The organism is Paenibacillus sp. 23TSA30-6 (genome assembly GCF_014858585.1).
Taxonomy (GTDB): Bacteria; Bacillota; Bacilli; order Paenibacillales; family Paenibacillaceae; genus Paenibacillus.
Genome location: NZ_SLTL01000023.1, coordinates 56,713 through 75,865, shown reverse-complemented (window position 1 = coordinate 75,865; position 19,153 = coordinate 56,713). Strand labels below are relative to the sequence as shown.

Below are 19,153 nucleotides of genomic sequence, written 5' to 3'. Positions count from 1 at the left end.
AACCGAGTATTTATAGCCTCAAACCAGAATTTTCAGAAAAATGAGGGGACTTTATATGTTCAAACTTGGAAATCAAAAGAGCTATTGGCAAGTGTCCGAAACGCTTGTGGATCTAAGGCGGACGCAAAAGTACGGCAAGCCCGTAACCCTTCCTGCACAGCCGCAGGAAATCATATTTGATCTGGAGCATACGGCGCTCATTGTCATTGATATGCAGAATGATTTCTGCACACCGGGAGGCTGGCTGGATTCCATCGGGGCGGATACATCGCCGCTCCTGAGCCCGGTCAGTCGGCTGAATCGGCTGCTGCCTGAGCTGCGTAAAGAGGGTGTGCCCGTCATCTGGGTGAACTGGGGCAACCGGGAAGACCGGATGAACGTGCCGCCATCCGTGCTCCATGTATACAATCTGGACGGACGGGGCAACGGCATCGGGGATGCGCTGCCGGGGAACGGCTCCAAGGTACTGGAGAAAGGCAGTTGGGGAGCGGCTATTGTCGACGGCCTGGATGCAGCCCCTGACGATATCTATGTGGATAAATACCGCATGAGCGGGTTTTGGGACACACCACTGGACAGCATCCTGCGCAATCTGCATATTCAGACGGTGTTGTTTGCCGGGGTAAATCTCGATCAGTGTGTCATGCATACACTGCAGGACGCAGCTTGCCTCGGATATGACGGTATACTTCTGGAGGACTGTTCGGCAACGAACTCCCCGGCTTTCTGCATGGAAGCCACCTTATACAATATCAAGCAATGCTATGGCTTCGTCGCCGATTCCACCTGGCTGGTGGAGGAGCTGGACGGGGCAGCGGCCCATAAAGAGGGAAATACACCGGAAGAGCTGGCTCCTCTGGAAGGGTGAGCGGATGGGAGGGGGGACTCGATGAAAGATCAATGGAACGCCGTTGTAAACCACCAGGTGACGGTTGAACCGACAGGACAGGGGACGCTGAGCGGACTCAGTTTTATGGTCAAAGACGTGTTTGCTGTCCGTGATTATACAAACGGCGCGGGCAATCCGTGTTGGCTGGAGACGCACAGTCCGGCGGCGGAGCACGCGGAAGCGCTCAGCCTGCTGCTACAGCAGGGGGCGCGGCTAACAGGCACGACACATACGGATGAGCTGATGTTCAGCCTGAACGGTGAAAATGTCCATTACGGAACACCGGTGAATCCGAAGACTCCGGACCGTATCCCTGGCGGTTCATCCAGCGGATCGGCGGTCGCCGTCGCCGCAGGGCTTGCCGACTTTGCCCTTGGAACGGATACGGGAGGATCGGTACGGGTGCCCTCTTCGTACTGCGGAGTTTATGGAATACGTCCGACGCATGGGATCGTCTCCGAGAAAGGCGTTATCCCGCTCGCTCCCAGCTTCGACACCGTCGGCTGGATGGCACGCGATCCCGAGACGCTGCGCCGGGTAGGTGAAGTGCTTCTGCCGCAGACAGCCCTGGGTTCCGGATTTAGCAGGATATTGATCGGTGAGGATGCCTGGGAGCTGGCTGATATCGAGAGCAAAGAGGCGCTTGCCTCTTGCCTGGAGTTGCTGTGCGGCTTGGCTGAGAGCTATGAAGCTGTTCGCATCGCCTCGCAGGGTCTGCCTGAATGGATGGCCATGTTCAGGACGATCCAGGGCTACGAAATATGGCAGGAGCATGGGGCCTGGATTGAACGTGAGCAGCCGGTCTTCGGATCGGATATAGCCGGTCGGTTCTCCTGGGCAGGCACCATTGAACGTGCCGATCAGGAGAAGGAAGCAGAACGCCGGCTTGAGGTGCGCAAGCACATGGCTGACCTGCTCGGAACAGATGCTGTGCTTGTGATACCGACGACTACCGGAGCGGCCCCGAAGCTGGGGCTGGCCGGGCCGCTCATTGAAGAACGAAGAGTGCGAACGATGCGTTTGACCTGCATTGCTGGCTTGTCGGGACTGCCGCAGCTTACGATCCCCGCTGCCGGGATACTGGGCTGTCCGGTCGGTATTTCCCTCATCGCCGGCCCGGGACAGGATCGGCGTCTGCTGGAATGGGCTACATCCCTTGTTCCGGCAGTAAAAGGATAAGATTATCATTCGATATATAAGGCCATTAAGCTGCGCGAAAAGAACATCAAAGCCGCAGGAGAAAGGGTGTCAGTTATGTTTCAACGATATGAAGGAACGACATGGGAGGAGCGCTTTTTGCCCCGTCTGACAAGCAAACAGGTCAAAGAACTGCCGAAGGAGAAGGCGCTGGTTATTCTGCCGGTCGGAGCTGTGGAGCAGCATGGGCCCCATCTGCCTGTATATACGGACACTCTGATTGGGGAGGCGACATTAACACAAACGCTGGAGCGGGTGCGGCCGGATAAGGAGATATGGCTGTTGCCTCCGGTCTCGTATGGCAAAAGCAATGAGCATATCGGGCTGCCGGGCACCATTTCCTTGTCTGCGGGCACGCTACATGCCATAATGCTGGACATTGCAGAAAGTCTGAAGGCCAGCGGTTTTCGCAAGCTACTGCTGTTTAATACGCATGGCGGCAACGTGGATTTGCTGAATACCGTATCACGGGAAATCCGGATTAGAACGGGGATGATGGTTTTCTATCTCAGTCCCAGCAGTCTGAATGTGGCGGAGGACCTCCTGTCTCCCGAGGAACTGGAATACGGAATTCACGGCGGCGATTATGAGACTTCTCTGGTCATGTCCATTAAACCGGACTGGGTGCAGAAAGAGTTCCTTGTCAAAGAGCTTCCCGATATGTCCTCTTACCGTTTTCTTACATTAGAAGGGAAAATCCGCTTCGCCTGGAAGATGGCTGATATATCCGCTACCGGCATTGCCGGGGATGCTACGATGGCCACGCCTGAGAAGGGCAGGATCATTCAGGACAGAATTACGGCGATTTTGTCGGAGGCGCTGGAGGAGCTGTGTGATTTTGAAATCACCGATGTCCGCGGGACTGAGACGGCTCAGCAGCCGGCAGGAAGCCGCCCGTGAAGCTCGTCAGTCTTAAACACGGCGATGGGGAACAGGCCGCAATTGAGCATGAAGGCCGATTTTTCCTACTGGAGGAGATCAATAGGGCGGAAGGAAGCGCATGGGGAACCTCCGTCATGGAGATATTTCAGCAGGGTCAGTTGGAGGAGCTTGTCCAGTGGTATCAGAAGCACGGGAACGGAGCATGGTCATCGAGCCCTTTCATACCAGCGGAGGAGGCGATACCAGCCCCTCTCTTCCGCCACCCCCGCAAAATATGGGGAATTGGCATGAATTATGTACAAAAAGCGATCGATCTCGCCTCCACTCCTCCAGAGCTTGAGCCGATCTGCTTCATGAAGCCGGACTCAAGCCTGATCGGGCCGGAAGAGCATATCCGGCTACCGGCTCAGTCCGTGAATGTGACATCAGAAGCGGAGCTTGGCATTATTATCGGCCGAAACTGCAAAAATGTGCCGGAAGAACGCGTGCGGGACGTCATCGCCGGCTTTGCCGTAACCCTGGATATGACAAGCCAGGACATTCACGCACGGAATCCCAGATTTCTGCAGCGATCCAAGGTATTCGACACATTTTTCAGTCTCGGGCCACAGCTAATAACACCTGACGAAATAAGCGATCTGCAGAGCCTTGCTGTTGAAACCGTATTGAACGATGAGGTTATTCATAGCAATACCGTGTCTCGCATGATTTATCATCCATGGTTTATTGTCTCGTATTTTTCACAGATGATGACTCTCTATCCAGGCGACGTGATCATGACGGGCACACCAGGGTCCGTCCAGATTCAGCACGGAGATGTTGCCGAATGCAGAATCAGTGGCTTTATGACGCTTCGTAATCCGGTAGCGGATGCAGAATACAACCATCAGTAATTTTCCTTGGGGAGTGGTAATGAGATGAACAAGTACAGACAAAAGGGATCTGCTGTTTTACTGGTAGCAATGCTTTCCTTATCAACATTACTGGCTGCTTGCGGCAATCAGCAAACTGCTCGGAATGCCGCTGCTGAGACACCGGGTTCCACGAGCGAAAGCGGGGAACTCACGGCAGTCACACAGGTGACGAACTGGTTTGCCCAGGCTGAGCACGGCGGTCTGTATGCGGCAAAGGAGCAGGGGTATTACAAAGAGGCTGGTCTGGATATGACCATCCAGGCAGGGGGGCCGCAGGTGTCTCCTACACAGATCGTGGCTTCCGGCAAAGCGCAGTTCGGACTTACCACGGCGGATCAACTGCTGGTCGCCCGTGAACAGGGAATCCCCTTGGTAGCGGTTGCGACGATTTTCCAAAAAAGCCCTCAGGGACTTATGGTTCATGCCAACCAGAACATTTCCTCCCTTGCCGATTTGAACAACCGTGCCGTTTACGTGGGGGCAGGCTCGGTGTTCTGGGATTATGTGAAGAGCAAATACCAATTGGATAATGTGAAGGAAATGGCTTATACCGGTTCTCTGGCTCCTTTTATACCCGATGAAACGGCTGCCATACAGGGATATGTAACCAGTGAGCCGTACGAGATGAAGCAGCAGAATGTGGACGTTAAATTCCTGCTGCTGGCCGATGCCGGTTATAATCCGTATTCCAATGTGCTGTTCACGACAGAGCAGTATATTCAGGACCATCCCGATCTTGTGCGTGCCTATGTCGAGGCTTCGATGAAGGGCTGGGATTATTACAAGACCAATTATGATAGCGTGAATGACGTCATTTTAAAGGAAAACCCGGATTTTACGAAAGAAAAGCTGAACTATGCGGCGGAAGCGCTCATCCCGTTCGTATATGAAGGTGATGCGGCGGAACATGGTGTCGGCTATATGAAAGAAGAGCGCTGGGCGGAGCTGGGACAGCAGTTGATGAAGATTGGAGCATTGAAAAAAGAGCCCGATGTCAGCAAGGTATTCACGGATAAGTTCTTGCCGCATTCTTAGGAGGAAGGGCCTTTAGGCGGGCTGAATGAAAACATACGGGAGGGGAACCGAATGAATGAACATTGGACAGCTATTCTGAAAGAACGCATCGATCCTGAGCTACTGCAGTGGGAGGAGCCAGCAATTGCCAAATATTCGATGGATTATCATCACTTCTCCCCTGTGCTAACCAGTCAGCTGCAGGGCAAGGTCGCCGAGTGCATCGCCAGTCCACGCACCGAGGATGAGTTTGACACTCTGCTATCCATTGCCGCGGAGCTGGGGGTTCCACTTACCGTCAGGGGCAACGGTACTGGCAACTATGGCCAATGTGTCCCGGTCACAGGCGGAATCGTGCTGAATCTGGCGAAGTACAACGAGGTTCTCGAAACGGGAGAAGGCATAATGCGGGTTCAGGCTGGAGCAAGGCTAGGCAAAATGGAATCCACTGCCCGCAAGGCGGGCTATGAGCTGCGAACGATGCCTTCCACCTTTCAAACTGCGACGATCGGCGGTTTTTTGAGCGGTGGTTTTGGCGGCATCGGTTCGATCAGTTGGGGAACCATCTGGGACGGTCTGGTACGTTCCCTGAAAATCAAGACCGTCGAGGTTCAGCCCCGTACCATTGAGCTTCAAGGAGAAGAGGTGCTGCCTTACCTGCATACCTACGGTACGATTGGCATTCTGTCCGAGGTGGAAATTAATCTGGCTCCGCGGGTGGAATGGATGCAGTGGGCAGTAACCTTTGACAGCTTTGAACAAGCTTTTCGCTTCGGGCAGTTGGTTGCCGAAGATACGTCCTTTATAAAGAGGCTCATTTCTATTCATGAATGGCCGATTTCATCCTATTTTGTACCTCTCGATATTCCCGAAGGGCGTACCGCTGTACTGCTTGAAATGGATACGGCCTGTGAATCGCGGCTGGAGCATGCCATAGCGGAAAACAGCGGGCTGACGTCTAAAAAGGTCTCCGCCGAGCAGTATCATAAAGGCGTCGGTGTATCCGACTTTACATGGAACCATACAACCCTGTGGGCGCGCAAGGCAGATCCGGGCTTGACTTACCTGCAACTGAATTTTGATCCTGCCCATGCCCTTGAGCAAATCTCGGCTATGAAAAAGGAATATCCGGAAGTGATGAATCATATAGAATTTGCCCGGCAAAGCAGAAATTTGCTGATTTCCGGCCTGCCGCTGGTTCCCTTCACAACGGAGGAACGCCTGAATCAACTGATGGAGCGTTACGAGGAAAACGGGGTTGTAGTCAATAATCCGCATACCTGGGATTTGAAGGAAGGTGGACGATCATACGCCCACGACCGTTTGTGGGAGATCAAACACCACAACGATCCGAAGGGAATTCTAAATCAGGAGAAATTAAAACGACCGGCTGTCAGCGGCATCTGATCAACGGGTGATGGGAGATTTTCCACACAGCAGCAGCAGGCTTACCATACGGATTTTTATAGTAAATCCGGATCTACAGCAAAGGAGCGGGTCGCATGAAATTTGGAAATGTGGTCATCCGCCGCAAGGTTCCTTGTACGATGCGTGACGGTGTAACGTTGTATTCAGATATATACATGCCTGATGAGACGGGAGAATATCCCGTGCTGCTGATGCGCCAGCCCTACGGCCGGTCGATTGCCTCTACCGTTACGCATGCCCATCCCGTCTGGTATGCCAGTAAGGGATACATCGTGGTAATCCAGGATGTCAGGGGACGGGGAGAGTCGGAAGGCGAATTTGAACCGTTTGTACAGGAAGCTGAGGACGGCTTTGATACCATCGAATGGGCAGCAGTTCTGCCCGGCTCGACCGGGAAAGTAGGCATGTATGGTTTCTCTTATCAAGGGCTCACACAATGGGCTGCGGCTTCCCTTCACCCGCCCGCGCTCAGGGCGATTGCGCCGAGCATGTGCCCGGCAGACATGTACCATGGCTTATTTTACCCGCATGGCTCCTTCGCGCTTGGCAATCACCTGCCGTGGGCTTTCCAACTGGCTCGTGATACGGCGCAAAGGGCGGGTGACTTCGAGACGGCCGAGCAATGCTCACGGTTTATGCGCAGCCCCGAGGAGATGCTGTGGAAGATGCCACTGAATGAAAGACATCCGATTCTGGAGCAATACTTTCCTGCATTTTATGATTGGATCGATCGTATAGAGTACGATGAGTACTGGGAGCGGATGAACTGGATCGACGAGATCGTCGGGGAGCCGGTGCCAGCTTTGCATATTGGCGGCTGGTATGACGGTTTCCTGATGGGCACGCTGCAGTCGTTTGAGGCTCTGCAAGCTACTGCCACACCGGATTGCTTTCATCGGCTCATCGTCGGCCCGTGGGCCCACATTCCATGGGGGCGTAGAGCGGGCGGAATCGATCATGGCGAGCAGGCGGACGGCGGTCATCATCTGGAGCAGCTGCGTTGGTTTGATTATTGGCTGAAGGGCAAGGAAGACACGGAATTGTCCGGAGAACCGCCGATCCGTTATTTTGACCAATTGAGTCATGAATGGCATACGGCGGAGCAGCTACCTTTTGTACTTGAGGGTGAGCCCTCCCCGTCCGAATGGTTCTATCTATCGGGGTCACAGACCCCGGCAAACGGTGCGGCAGGAGGCGGCAGACTCGAAAGGCATAAGGAAGACGTGGAGGAGGCTGTACCGGATGTATTCGTATACGACTCGCGTCTGCCGATGCGTCTGGACTCTTACCTGCCGTCCGACCGCATGGCCATTCAGGAACGGCAAGAGATTCTGGTATATACGGGAGGACCGCTTGCAGAGGATATCCCGATTTTTGGGTCACCGGAGTTGTCCGTTCAGTACCAGACACTGGGAGGTCCGACGGATCTGGTGGCCGTCCTCACGACCGTATCCGAGAATGGAACGGCCCGGCTGCTCAGCGTGGGCCGTACGGAAATCTGCAGTGAAGGAGCAGAAGCCTCCAATGAATGGAAAACGGCGCGGATCCGGCTGCGTCCCTTGGCGGCCACCCTGCCGGCTGGCACGTATGTCCGGCTTGAATTGACAGGCAGCGCCTTCCCGTTGTTCGCCCGGCATCCGAACGGTGTCAGGGGTGAGTCGAACAGCACGGGAACAGGCGGGCTGAAGATTGCCACCACGGCTGTGCGCAGCACGGAACAGGACATATCCTGTTTGAAGCTGCCGGTGAAAAGATGACAAGCGAAGCATAAATTAAAATCAATCAAAGTGAGGTTGAATGTATATGGTGAACATTCCAGGACTGGTTGCCGATAACTTTGAGAATTGTCCCGTCCACAAAATTTCTGTACAGGATACGAACAAGTTCATACTGCTGTGCGACAGGGAGCAGGTGCCTTTCACTTCATTTGTAGAGATCTTCGAGGTGGGAGGCAGAACTCCATCCAATGAACACCGGGAAGCTTATGAATATTTTTATGTGCTGAAAGGGGAGGGGGTTGCCAAAGTTGGCAACGAATATGAGACTCCGATCCGCCAAGGCTCATTCATTATTATTCCGCCGGGCAACCATCACGATATTATCAACACGGGCAGCACACGCCTGTATTGTCTGACGACCATGGTACCGGACGAATTGTTCTCGGATACGATCAAAGCAGGTCCTGTCGCCGAGCTGGATGAGGAGGATCTGGCCGTGCTTCAGGCGCTGGCTACCGCGCAATGAGTACAGGGCTGCATTTCATTAATGTACACCTTCCGCATCGGGAAGACTCCCGTCTGTATGAACTAAAGGCGGAGGGTGGGAAATGGGTTAGCATCCGGCGACAAGACCGTTTCCTTGATGCGGGGGATAGCGGCGGTTCCCGTCTGATTGCCCCGCAGCAGGCTGGATCGGACCTGAAAAGGCTGGCGGACGCGGATTGCATCGATCTGCGGGGCGGCATTATGCTTCCCGGATTGGTCGACTGTCATATGCATCTGGACAAAGCCTTTTCGCTCGTGCAGGTGCCGAACCGCTCCGGCACGCTTCAGGAAGCCATTCATAATTACAGCCAGACCGTACAGAGCTTCAGCAAGGAGCAGCTGACAGAACGCATGCTGACAGCCGCCAGAATGGCACTGAGCTACGGGACCACGACCATAAGGAGCCACCTTGACTTCCCTGTTCATTTGGGGAGAGAGGTGGCCTTTCGGACAATTGAGGCAGCCTTGGAGGTACGGGAGAAGCTAAAGGGCAGTATGGTGATCCAATATGCGTTGATGGTTCCGCTTCGCGGCAATCATGAAGTTGCGGATGAGGCAGTCGAGGAAGCGCTGCGGATGGGGATTGATGTACTGGGCGGAGCTCCTCATCTGGCAGACGACCCTGAAAGGGAGATTGGCAGGGTTTTCCGGCTGGCGGAACGTTTCGGGGTACCGGTTGATCTGCATGCGGATGAAAGTGACGACCCCGAAAAAAGAACCGTGCTGAGCATAGCAGAGCATACGATTTGCTGCGGCTATCAAGGCAGGGTGACGGCAGATCATCTGTGCTCGCTGTCCGCGATGACGGAAAAGGATGCACAGCATGTGATGGGGAAGATGAAGGAAGCCGGTCTTAACGCGGTAACGCTGCCTGCGGTGAACCTGTATCTTCAGGGACGGGAAGATCGCGGCCTGGTAAGACGGGGCACAACGCGAATTCGCGAGCTGCTTGCGGAGGGCATTCCGCTGGCGGCGGCCTCCGACAACATTCAAGACCCGTTCCATCCGTTCGGCCGCGGGGATCTGATACAAATCGCCCAAATTACATCGTATGCGGCCCACATGGGCAGTGAACGGGATTTGGTACAGCTGCTGCGGATGATCACGGATATACCTGCTGGTATTACAGGCTGCGAAGGGTACGGAATAGAAGAAGGGTATGCCTGCAACTTTGTTGTAACGGATGCGGCTGATGCGACGCAACTGCTGTCAGGCACAAAAATGAGCCGCTGGGTGTATGCCTGCGGCGGCTGGCAGTCCGCTCTGCATGCATCTCAGGCATATGCGTAAAGCCGTATAAAGTAATGGCATCAAACAGAATTGATTTATCAGTTATAAAGGGGAGAGAAAGTGGGGGGGCATAATGGTTGCACCGATTACAGGAACACAGACGATGGTTGTCAGCCCTCATTATTTGGCAAGCGCGGCCGGATCGCTTATTTTGCAGCAGGGAGGTAACGCTTTTGATGCCGCCGTGGCGGTGAGTGCCTGTCTTGCCGTCGTATACCCACATATGACGGGATTGGGTGGCGATTCCTTCTGGCTGACCTATAGCAGCCAGGAGGGAAAAGTCAGGGCCTATAACGCGAGCGGCCGTTCGGGCAGCCGGGTTACAGCAGCCTGTTTTGCGGGTGAATCTGCCATCCCGCAGCGGGGACCCCGCAGCGTCATTACCGTGCCGGGCATGGTGGATGGCTGGGATGCCGTACTGCAGGAATACGGCTCGAAGACACTGGCAGAGGTGCTGGAGCCCGCGATCCGCTATGCGCTGGAAGGCTTCCCGCTGTCGCCGGACCAGCATGCCAATACGGCCGAGCGCTTCGAGGTGCTGGCGGCTTATCCGCAGACGGCCGCCATCTATCTGCCCGGAGGAAAGGTCCCGGAGCAGGGCAGCTGCTTTGTGCAGTCTGCTCTGGGAAGCAGCCTGCTGCAGATTGCGGACCATGGCCGGGACGAATTTTATTCAGGCAGTGTTGGTCAGGAGATTGTTCGCTCACTTGCGGAGCAGGGCGGTCTATTGACGCTGGAGGATTTTGCGAGGCACAGAGGTGAATGGGTGGAGCCGATCAAGGGGAGCTATCGTGGTCTTGACCTTTACCAGGTCCCGCCGAACTCACAGGGCTTTACCGGCATCATGGCGCTTCATATTCTCGAGCAGTTTGATTTGGGCAGTATAGAGCACGGTTCCTATGAGTACTATCACTTGCTTGTGGAGGCGCTGAAGCTGAGCTTCCGTGACCGAAACCGGTATTTGACAGATCCACGATTTTCCTCCATCCCTCTGGACCGTCTGCTGTCCAAGTCCTACAGCGCGGATCTGGCAGCCTGCATCGATATGGACCACTCTCTGTCGATAGATACCCAGCCTGTAGGCAATGATACGGCGTACGGGGCGGTTGTAGACGGAGAGGGAAATGCCGTCTCCTTTATCCAAAGCCTGTATTTTGAATTCGGATCGGCTGTGACGGGAGGAGACACCGGCATTCTGCTGCAAAACCGGGGCTCGTTCTTTTCCTTGGATCCTTCGCATGTGAACAGGCTTGAACCGGACAAGAGAACATTTCATACGCTGATGCCGGCGATGGCCTGCCGCAATGGAAAGCCATATATTTTATATGGCACCCAGGGAGGGGAAGGCCAGCCGCAGACGCAGACCGCGCTGCTGACCCGCATGGTCGATTACGGCATGGACCCGCAGACCGCCGTACATGAACCGCGCTGGGTGTGGGGCCGAACATGGGGGGAGGAAACGCAGGATCTGAGACTGGAAGGCCGGATCGCTAAAGAAGTGCAGCGTCGTTTGAAGCTGGCCGGGCACGTGGTAAAACCGGTTGAGGATTTTGCCGGAGCTATGGGGCACGCGCATGCCATTTTGATCGATGACAGCGGCTTGCGGATCGGCGGCACGGACCCCCGCTGCGATGGAGCAGCCATCGGCTGGTGATCCGGGAACGGGACATAGCCTTAACAGTACACATTAGAAACGCCCTGATCTGGAAGAAAACTGTTTTCTTTCCTTGATCAGGGTGTTTTTTGCTTTTTCTATGCAGCCCGCGTGAATATTTTGCTCTTTCGTAATACTTTCGTCATGTTCACCGGGTCACTTATAAGCGATGAATAAGGAGGTTGATGACACGGGAGGTATAACCGAGGTAGGGATTTAAGACGTCCCGCAGTGCCCGCCCTTTGGGTATTGGTAAAGATTCGATTTTGGTATCGAAGAGAAAAATATTGAACAAAAACCTACAGAAGAATCCCGCGCCTTGTCAGGACAACAGAACCATGATGAGAGCTTTGAGGCCCGCGGATACTGCGAGGAATAACACTGTAAGATTATAGGGAGAATAGGAGTAATTCAATGTTATTTATAGTATAATGATTACTTCAATATGGGATGGAAAACAGGGAAAGAGGAAACGAATGCCTACTATACTGGTTGCTGACGACGATGCCAACATTCGCGAACTCGTCTGTTTATTTCTACGCAACGACGGATTCGCAACAGCCGAAGCCGCAGACGGCAAGGAAGCACTGACCGTCTACGCCACAACGCATGTCGATCTTGTCGTGCTCGATATTATGATGCCGATTATGGATGGTTGGACGTTATGCAAGGAGCTCAGAAGAGCCAATCCTGATCTTCCCTTACTTATGCTGACTGCGAGAGGCGAAACATGGGAGAAAGTGAAAGGTTTCGAACTTGGAACAGATGATTATTTGACGAAACCATTTGATCCACTGGAATTGACAGTTCGGGTCAGAGCACTGCTGAAACGCTACCGGATTGGCACCACGCAGACGATCCAGTTCGGCAACGTCATCCTTGATCGACAGACCTATAAGGTGATGAGAGGGACGGAGTCGCTCACGTTGCCGCTAAAGGAGTTCGAATTGCTGTATAAGCTCGCTGGAACACCTGGACAAGTGTATACTCGCGAGCAGTTGATCGATCAAATTTGGGGGATCGATTACGCTGGAGATGATCGAACGATAGACGTACATATTAAACGCCTGCGCGAACGGTTCGCGACTACACCCGATTTTCGTATCGAGACGGTGCGTGGGCTTGGCTACCGGCTTGAGGTTTACGAATGATCAGATCCTTATATACACGTGTTGTCCTGACATTTCTGGTCTCCGTCCTCACGGGCACGATCATTGCTTTTTTTGTAACATTTTTGGTGTTTGAAGAGAAATTGAACGAAAATTTGCAAACCACCTTATTTAACTTTGGTCAGGATATTGTCCGGGTTTACGAAACCATTCCGTTACGTGAAGCGGACTTATTCGTAAGTGGAATGAAACAACTCGATTCCTATTATATTCGAATTTTCGATGAAACGGGGCAGTTCCAGTCTTACGGAACGCTTAACGGACAAAATCCTGCTACTGTGACGATGGATCAAGTAAGGAAAGTATTGGGTGGAGAAGTTGTTCAAGTTAATCCGAGTAGTGTTTCAACGAACCTCTTGGGACTGCGGTTGAAAACGGAAATGGGAATGAAAGCGATGTTTGTGGAGCCGCTTATGTATCCTTCCGCCTCTTTTACCCAAAAATGGTTATTTACTTTTTTGACCTATTCGTTGGTAACAGGAAGCCTATTGATTTTGGTTGCCTCTATATTCCTAGTTAGACCGATCAAAAAGCTGACAAAAGCGACCAGACGTATAGCAGCTGGAGATTTCAACGTCAAGCTGAATATTAAGCAAAAGGGTGAGCTAGGTACTTTGGCTCGCAGCTTTGAAGAAATGATGCATGATCTACAGCAACTTGAGCAGATGCGTAGGGAGTTCGTCACGAATGTGTCGCATGAAGTTCAGTCGCCGCTCACCTCGATATCCGGTTATGCTATAGCACTCAAGCAAGTAGACATAGCAGATCACGAGCGAAGCCGGTATCTCGATATCATCATCGCGGAAGCAGATCGGATGTCCAAGATGAGCGATAGCCTGCTAAAGCTGAGTTTGCTTGAATCGCAGTCACAGCAGATGCGGTTGGTCACGTTCAGCCTTGATGAACAGATCAGACGAGTCATCGTCGCGATCCAGCCACAATGGTCGGCTCGCAACATCCGTTTCGAGCTCAATTTGAAGGCCGTTCGCCTATTGGCGGATCAAGATCAATTAAACCAGGTATGGACGAACATACTCGGTAATAGCATCAAATTTTCCAAGGATGGCGGCGTTATTAACATCAGCATCAAGCAAGATATTAAAAGCGTAACAGTCCGAATATCCGATACGGGCATTGGTATTTCCCTTGAGGACCAGAAGCGTATATTCGAGCGATTTTTTAAAGCTGATCGTTCCCACAGTCGTAAATATGGCGGTAGCGGTATGGGACTCGCCATCGTTAAACAGATCGTATCGCTTCATCAAGGCGACATCCGAGTGGAAAGTGAACCCGGCCAAGGAACGACCGTCATTGTCACCTTGCCAATCACAACGCCAACAGATTAGTTAGATTCATAGGGTATCATTCGGATTATCTAAACCGCATTTTCCATGATACAGCATTATGTGCAGCTTCCTTGCATGTGACGACGTAGCATTTTTTTGCTTGTTCATACTCCGTTCATATTGTCGTCATAGGGAGTACATCTTCTTTGGTTAAGCTTTCTTTAGCGGCTCGTTAAGGTAGCCCAACAAACAGATGAGGACAGGAGAAGTTGAGCGTGAAACGAAGAGAGGTAATGAAAACGAGGAATGGAACGAGAACAAATAAAGTACGAAGCATTTTGCTTAAAATAATAGGAACAATAATTATAGCAATCGTGCTTTTTCTAGCCATTGTTTATACAGTTAATATTATCAGCAGCAAATCAGAGCAAGGAAAAATACAATCCTATGGTCAGTTCGTACCTGTAGATGGGAAGAAAATGAATGTTCTGATTCAAGGAAAAGGCGAAGAGACCGTCGTGTTACTACCGGGTTATGGAACAGCAGCACCAGCACTTGATTTTAAGCCGCTAGTAGAAGAGCTATCTCCATTTTACAAAGTCGTCGTTATTGAGCCTTTTGGTTATGGATTAAGTGATCTAACCGAAAAGGAACGAAACACAGAGAATATTGTAAGTGAAATTCATGAAGCTTTACAGAGTCTTAAAATTGACCGATATATTCTAATGGGTCATTCCATTGCAGGCATTTACGGACTGGATTATGTGAACAAATATGAAAACGAAGTGAGGGCATTTGTCGGGATTGATAGCAGTGTTCCAACACAAGGCGGTATGGATGCTGAATTACCAATAAAAACGTTTAAATTTCTCAAAAAATCAGGTTTAGCCAGATTGGTAATGAAACTAACTGGTGACCCATATGCTGGACTACCATATGATGATGAAACAAAAGAACAAATGAGAATTCTTTCTCTCAAAAACATGTATAATTCCAGCACCTCAAACGAAATGGAAAATATTTATCCTAATTTTAAAGCAGCTAAAAATTTAAAATTTCCAACAAATCTGCCCCTTATTTTCTTTATACAAGCAAATAATACAGGTGTGGAAAGATGGATACCACTGCATGAAGAGCAAGTCAAAGATTCTGTACATGGAAAAGTAATGACACTTGAAGGAGAACATTATTTACACCATACCAAATCAAAGGAAATCGCTGAAAACTTCAGGAGCTTTATGAAAGAAATAAAATAAGTGCACTGAAAAAGGCACCTTCACTATTTTCTACAAATGTATAAGTGAAATAAAAAACCGTCCTTTGGTCATATCCCTGTCAAGTAGACAGATGAAAAAAGCTATGCAGCCAGCGCGTGCCGATACTCAATCGGTGCGCGCTGTTTGAGTTTAGACTGAAATCACTGGTAGTTCGGCTAACGATAATTTTCGTCTCTTCCTTGTTCACAAAACCCGCATTTCTTTTAATTTTCAAATTAAATCATACAAGCTGCATTCAGAATTGATGTTATATATAATTGTCATAGTATAAGCTGTGGATACGATCTGCTCCAGCATGGATTCATATTGCTATTGCTGTGAAATAGATCTTTGCACGCGGTGTAAGCCTCGATCACAAGTGCGTCGAACTTCGGTCAAGAACTTGTTCCCCTTTGCCGTAAAGGACATAAACATGATCTTTTTGCAGATCGGATACCTCGTTCACTGAATGGGTGGATGGACAGATGCAGAAAATGATAGAACCATATTTCAAGATATTCTGAAAAGTCATTTCGGATTTAAAAAATCGCTTGATTATTGAACAAGAGAATTAATATAGACGAACGATGCTCTATAAGATCGCTTTCTAGTTACTGTAGTTAAGATTCTAGGAGCGTATTCTTCAAAAAGAAGCCCTTTATATAATTAAATTTATACTGTACTGCTTTGAAAAAGCTCAATAAACCTTTGAGCTGCTGAAGAAAGGGGCAAATCTTTTTTGATAGCAATACTTAGAAACCTTTTAGGTATGGTTTCTTGGATTGGTACTATGAATAGCTGTTGTTGATCCAAATCGCTGCGAACAAAATCCTCGATTACACATGATATGCCCAAACCTTTTTTAGCAAACTCAATTAACAGTTCCATGGTACTCAGCTCTACTTTAGGTATTACTTTTAAGCCATATGAAGTGAAAAAGTTGTCAATATATTTTCTTGTATTAAGTCCTTTCTGCATCAGAATGATCGGGTAATTTACTACTAGTTCTTTTAAGAATATTGGTTTATCACATATTTCTTTAAATCTCTCACCTACTACAAAACAATCTTGTATTTCTATTTTTCCAATCACCGTCAGAGAATCTCTGCTTCCGTTCAGATTGATGATTCCTATGTCAACTTCGCCTGACTCTAGCTGCTTAATTGTAGAATGAGTAGATTGATCTTTGATATAAATCTCGATATTAGGGTAAGCCAAGGAGAATGTTTCTAGGTATTGCATCAAGAAGTTACTACAAGCTGTTGTGCTTACGGCTATTCTTAGTTGGCCAGCATCTAAATTTCTTAATTCCAAAAATTTCCTTTCAGCTGCCTGTAATAACTCATAGCTTTGTTCTACATATTGAAATAATATCTCTCCTTCCGCAGTAAGGGACACTCCTTGTGCTCTTCTATGGAACAACTGTCCACCTAGCTTATTTTCAAGCAGTTTTATGGACTGACTAACTGCCGATTGTGATGTAAACAGTTCCTTTGCCGCATTAGACATACTTCCAGCTTTTACTGTGATATAGAAGATCTTATAGAGTTCATGATTAATATCCATATAAGTAATTAGTATACCTCCTATACTTATTATTAATTTTACTTATTATATTGCGTGAATTATACTCGGGTTGTCAATGATTAATCAATAAATTGAGAAGGTGATCAATCTAGTATTCCCATATTTAAGATATATTATTGACTCATCTGTAGGGGATATTCAATCTTCAGAATTTGAGAGGGGATAATACTGAATGTTTCTGATTTCTATTCCATTGATCCCTAAATAGGAGGTGGGATTACTTTTGCAATGGACACACTTGAAACCGTTCTTTTGGTATTTTCTCGTGGTTCTGAAATCGGATAAACGATTTATTGAAGCACTTCGTTCTATTTCCGATTGGCTAATCGATCAAAGTAAGAGAAAGGGGAACATACATGGCTATCGTATTCATAATTTTCGCATTATTGGCAGGAATGGCCTTGCCTACACAATTTAGTGTTAATGCGCAGTTAAGGACGGTGGTGGGATCACCTATTGTTGCTTCGGCCATTTCTTTTACAGTAGGTGCCATCTCATTAATAATCATATCTTTTTTTGTAAAAGGACCATTGTTCAAAAAAGAATGGTTTGAAGCTCCCTGGTGGATGTGGACAGGAGGACTACTGGGTGCTTTCTATGTATTGGCGACAACCATTCTTATGCCCAGAATAGGAGTAGCAGCTACGGTTGGATACGTTTTAGCTGGACAAATAATCGTATCGGTGATCATTGATCATTTTGGATTAATTGGTGCTAGTATGCACACTTTGAATATTCCTCGATTATTGGGAGCTTTTTTGGTTATTGCAGGAGTCTTTATCGTACAAAAATTTTAAATACACTTGGAGGAATCGTACATGAGCAAAATAAGAAAAGACTTTCTGTGGGGAGGGGCTATTGCTGCTAACCAAGCAGAAGGTGCACATCGTAGGGATGGAAGAGGGTTAAGTACCGCTGATATTCAGCCGTTTATTCCAAGGGCTGATCCTACTGATCTACATTTTAATAACATGGATTCAGAAACATATGAAAAATACAAACATGGGACATACTATTTCCCTAAGCGCCAAGGAGTACATTTCTACGAAAGATACCGTGAGTATATTGATGCATTAGCGGACATGCATGTAAAAACATTGCGGTTGTCTATTTCTTGGAGCAGGATTTTTCCGAATGGAGATGATACCGTTCCAAACGAGCAGGGTTTGGCCTTCTATGATCGATTATTTGAGTACATGAAAGAAAAAAATATTGAGCCGATCGTCACGATTTTCCATTATGAAATGCCTTTAAATTTGGTTGAGCAATATGGCGGTTGGACAAACCCGAAACTGATTGATTTCTTCGTGAAGTATGGGCAAACCGTCCTGCAAAGATATCACCAAACCGTTAAATATTGGATCATTATCAATCAGATTAATCTTGTGCACAAAGAGGCGTTTGCTTCCCTAGGCATACTGAAAGATAAAGTTGATCATTACGAGCAGTCTCAGTTTCAAGCGGTTCATCACCAATTCGTTGCTTCTGCAAAGATCACTGAGTTTGGCCACAAGCTAAATCCATCCCTTCAAATGGGAATGATGTTGGCCGATACGTTAACCGCCCCTTATTCATGTGAACCTGCAGATGTCGAACTGAATTTCAGAAGGAATCGAATGCAATATTTCTACAGCGATGTTCTGATTCGAGGAGAGTATCCAGAATATGCATTGACGTATTTCGAAGACCATGACATCCAGCTGGAAATTACGGAAGCAGAGAAGGAGCTGCTTCGAAACAACACAGCAGATTTCATTGCAGTCTCTTATTACTGGTCAAATACTGTTAAAGCTAGCGAGAATACGATGGACCCTAATTCTACTGTCAAAAACCCCCATTTGAAAGCGAATCGTTGGGGCTGGTCCATCAATGCGTCAGGATTATATCTCTGCATGTCCAAGTATTGGGACAGGTATCATGTTCCCATGATGGTGGCCGAGAATGGTCTTGGATTTAAAGATGTTTTAACATCTGACAACAAAGTTCATGACGATTATCGTATCGAATACCACCAGGAACATATTGCTGCGCTGAAAGAGGCAATACGTGAAGGGGCAGATGTTTTTGCCTACTGCAGTTGGGCCCCTTTTGACATCATCAGTGCAGGTACTGCAGAAATGAGCAAAAGATATGGCTTTATTTATGTGGACTATGATGATGAAGGTAACGGAACTGGACAATTCCATTATAAAGATAGCTTTTACTGGTATAAACAAGTCATTGATACAAACGGCGAGAATATTCATGTAACCACCAGCGATTAAGATGAGAACTGACTAATTGAATAAGGCATCCCCGGATCATTTTATATCGTACCGGCTAA

General features: G+C 49.1%; 16 protein-coding genes. 15 read left to right on the top strand and 1 reads right to left on the bottom strand.

What is annotated here, in order from left to right:
* The first annotated feature begins 55 nt into the window (after positions 1-55).
* From E0698_RS19360 to E0698_RS19300, 13 genes are all read left to right on the top strand, one after another.
* Positions 56-868 (top strand): cysteine hydrolase family protein, encoded by an 813-nt coding sequence (locus tag E0698_RS19360; RefSeq protein ID WP_134914137.1) that lies wholly within the window; start codon positions 56-58, stop codon positions 866-868.
* 21 nt (positions 869-889) lie between these two features.
* Positions 890-2,068 (top strand): amidase, encoded by a 1,179-nt coding sequence (locus tag E0698_RS19355; RefSeq protein ID WP_192512621.1) that lies wholly within the window; start codon positions 890-892, stop codon positions 2,066-2,068.
* Between the two features lie 75 nt (positions 2,069-2,143).
* A complete protein-coding gene (locus E0698_RS19350; RefSeq protein ID WP_187644822.1) occupies positions 2,144-2,986 on the top strand; it encodes a creatininase family protein in 843 nt (280 codons plus the stop codon).
* Complete coding sequence (locus tag E0698_RS19345; protein WP_192512620.1) at positions 2,983-3,861, top strand: fumarylacetoacetate hydrolase family protein; 879 nt, start codon at positions 2,983-2,985, stop codon at positions 3,859-3,861. Before E0698_RS19350 ends, E0698_RS19345 begins: the two co-directional genes overlap by 4 nt.
* A gap of 24 nt (positions 3,862-3,885) precedes the next feature.
* Positions 3,886-4,917: an ABC transporter substrate-binding protein gene (locus tag E0698_RS19340; RefSeq protein ID WP_149093998.1), complete on the top strand. Its 1,032-nt coding sequence runs from the start codon at positions 3,886-3,888 to the stop codon at positions 4,915-4,917.
* A 51-nt stretch (positions 4,918-4,968) separates the two neighbouring features.
* Complete coding sequence (locus tag E0698_RS19335; RefSeq protein WP_134914130.1) at positions 4,969-6,303, top strand: FAD-binding oxidoreductase; 1,335 nt, start codon at positions 4,969-4,971, stop codon at positions 6,301-6,303.
* 95 nt (positions 6,304-6,398) lie between these two features.
* Positions 6,399-8,081 carry a CocE/NonD family hydrolase gene (locus E0698_RS19330; RefSeq protein ID WP_192512619.1) on the top strand — a complete coding sequence of 561 codons (1,683 nt, stop codon included), beginning with the start codon at positions 6,399-6,401 and terminating at the stop codon, positions 8,079-8,081.
* 46 nt (positions 8,082-8,127) lie between these two features.
* Entirely contained in the window at positions 8,128-8,568 is a 441-nt protein-coding gene (locus E0698_RS19325; protein WP_192512618.1) for a cupin domain-containing protein, read from the top strand.
* Positions 8,565-9,878, top strand: coding sequence for an amidohydrolase family protein (locus E0698_RS19320; protein WP_192512617.1), 1,314 nt, complete (start codon positions 8,565-8,567; stop codon positions 9,876-9,878). Before E0698_RS19325 ends, E0698_RS19320 begins: the two co-directional genes overlap by 4 nt.
* A 73-nt stretch (positions 9,879-9,951) precedes the next feature.
* Positions 9,952-11,532: a gamma-glutamyltransferase gene (gene ggt / locus E0698_RS19315; protein ID WP_192512616.1), complete on the top strand. Its 1,581-nt coding sequence runs from the start codon at positions 9,952-9,954 to the stop codon at positions 11,530-11,532.
* Between the two features lie 476 nt (positions 11,533-12,008).
* Complete coding sequence (locus E0698_RS19310; RefSeq protein WP_137063941.1) at positions 12,009-12,683, top strand: response regulator transcription factor; 675 nt, start codon at positions 12,009-12,011, stop codon at positions 12,681-12,683.
* Complete coding sequence (locus E0698_RS19305) at positions 12,680-14,047, top strand: sensor histidine kinase (RefSeq protein WP_192512615.1); 1,368 nt, start codon at positions 12,680-12,682, stop codon at positions 14,045-14,047. Before E0698_RS19310 ends, E0698_RS19305 begins: the two co-directional genes overlap by 4 nt.
* A gap of 215 nt (positions 14,048-14,262) precedes the next feature.
* The gene (locus tag E0698_RS19300; protein WP_192512614.1) at positions 14,263-15,243 is read left to right on the top strand and encodes an alpha/beta fold hydrolase; all 981 of its coding nucleotides are present in this window, start codon (positions 14,263-14,265) and stop codon (positions 15,241-15,243) included.
* 672 nt (positions 15,244-15,915) lie between these two features.
* Here the strand turns inward: E0698_RS19300 and E0698_RS19295 are convergent.
* Positions 15,916-16,809, bottom strand: a complete 894-nt coding sequence (locus tag E0698_RS19295; RefSeq protein WP_134914119.1) for a LysR family transcriptional regulator — start codon at positions 16,807-16,809, stop codon at positions 15,916-15,918.
* 377 nt (positions 16,810-17,186) lie between these two features.
* Here E0698_RS19295 and E0698_RS19290 point away from each other — a divergent pair, with 377 nt between their 5' ends.
* Together E0698_RS19290 and E0698_RS19285 are read left to right on the top strand one after the other, a co-directional pair.
* On the top strand, positions 17,187-17,627 hold the full coding sequence (locus E0698_RS19290) for a DMT family transporter (protein ID WP_134914117.1): 441 nt from the start codon (positions 17,187-17,189) through the stop codon (positions 17,625-17,627).
* Between the two features lie 6 nt (positions 17,628-17,633).
* The gene (locus E0698_RS19285; RefSeq protein ID WP_238354070.1) at positions 17,634-19,094 is read left to right on the top strand and encodes a glycoside hydrolase family 1 protein; all 1,461 of its coding nucleotides are present in this window, start codon (positions 17,634-17,636) and stop codon (positions 19,092-19,094) included.
* Positions 19,095-19,153 lie beyond the last annotated feature (59 nt).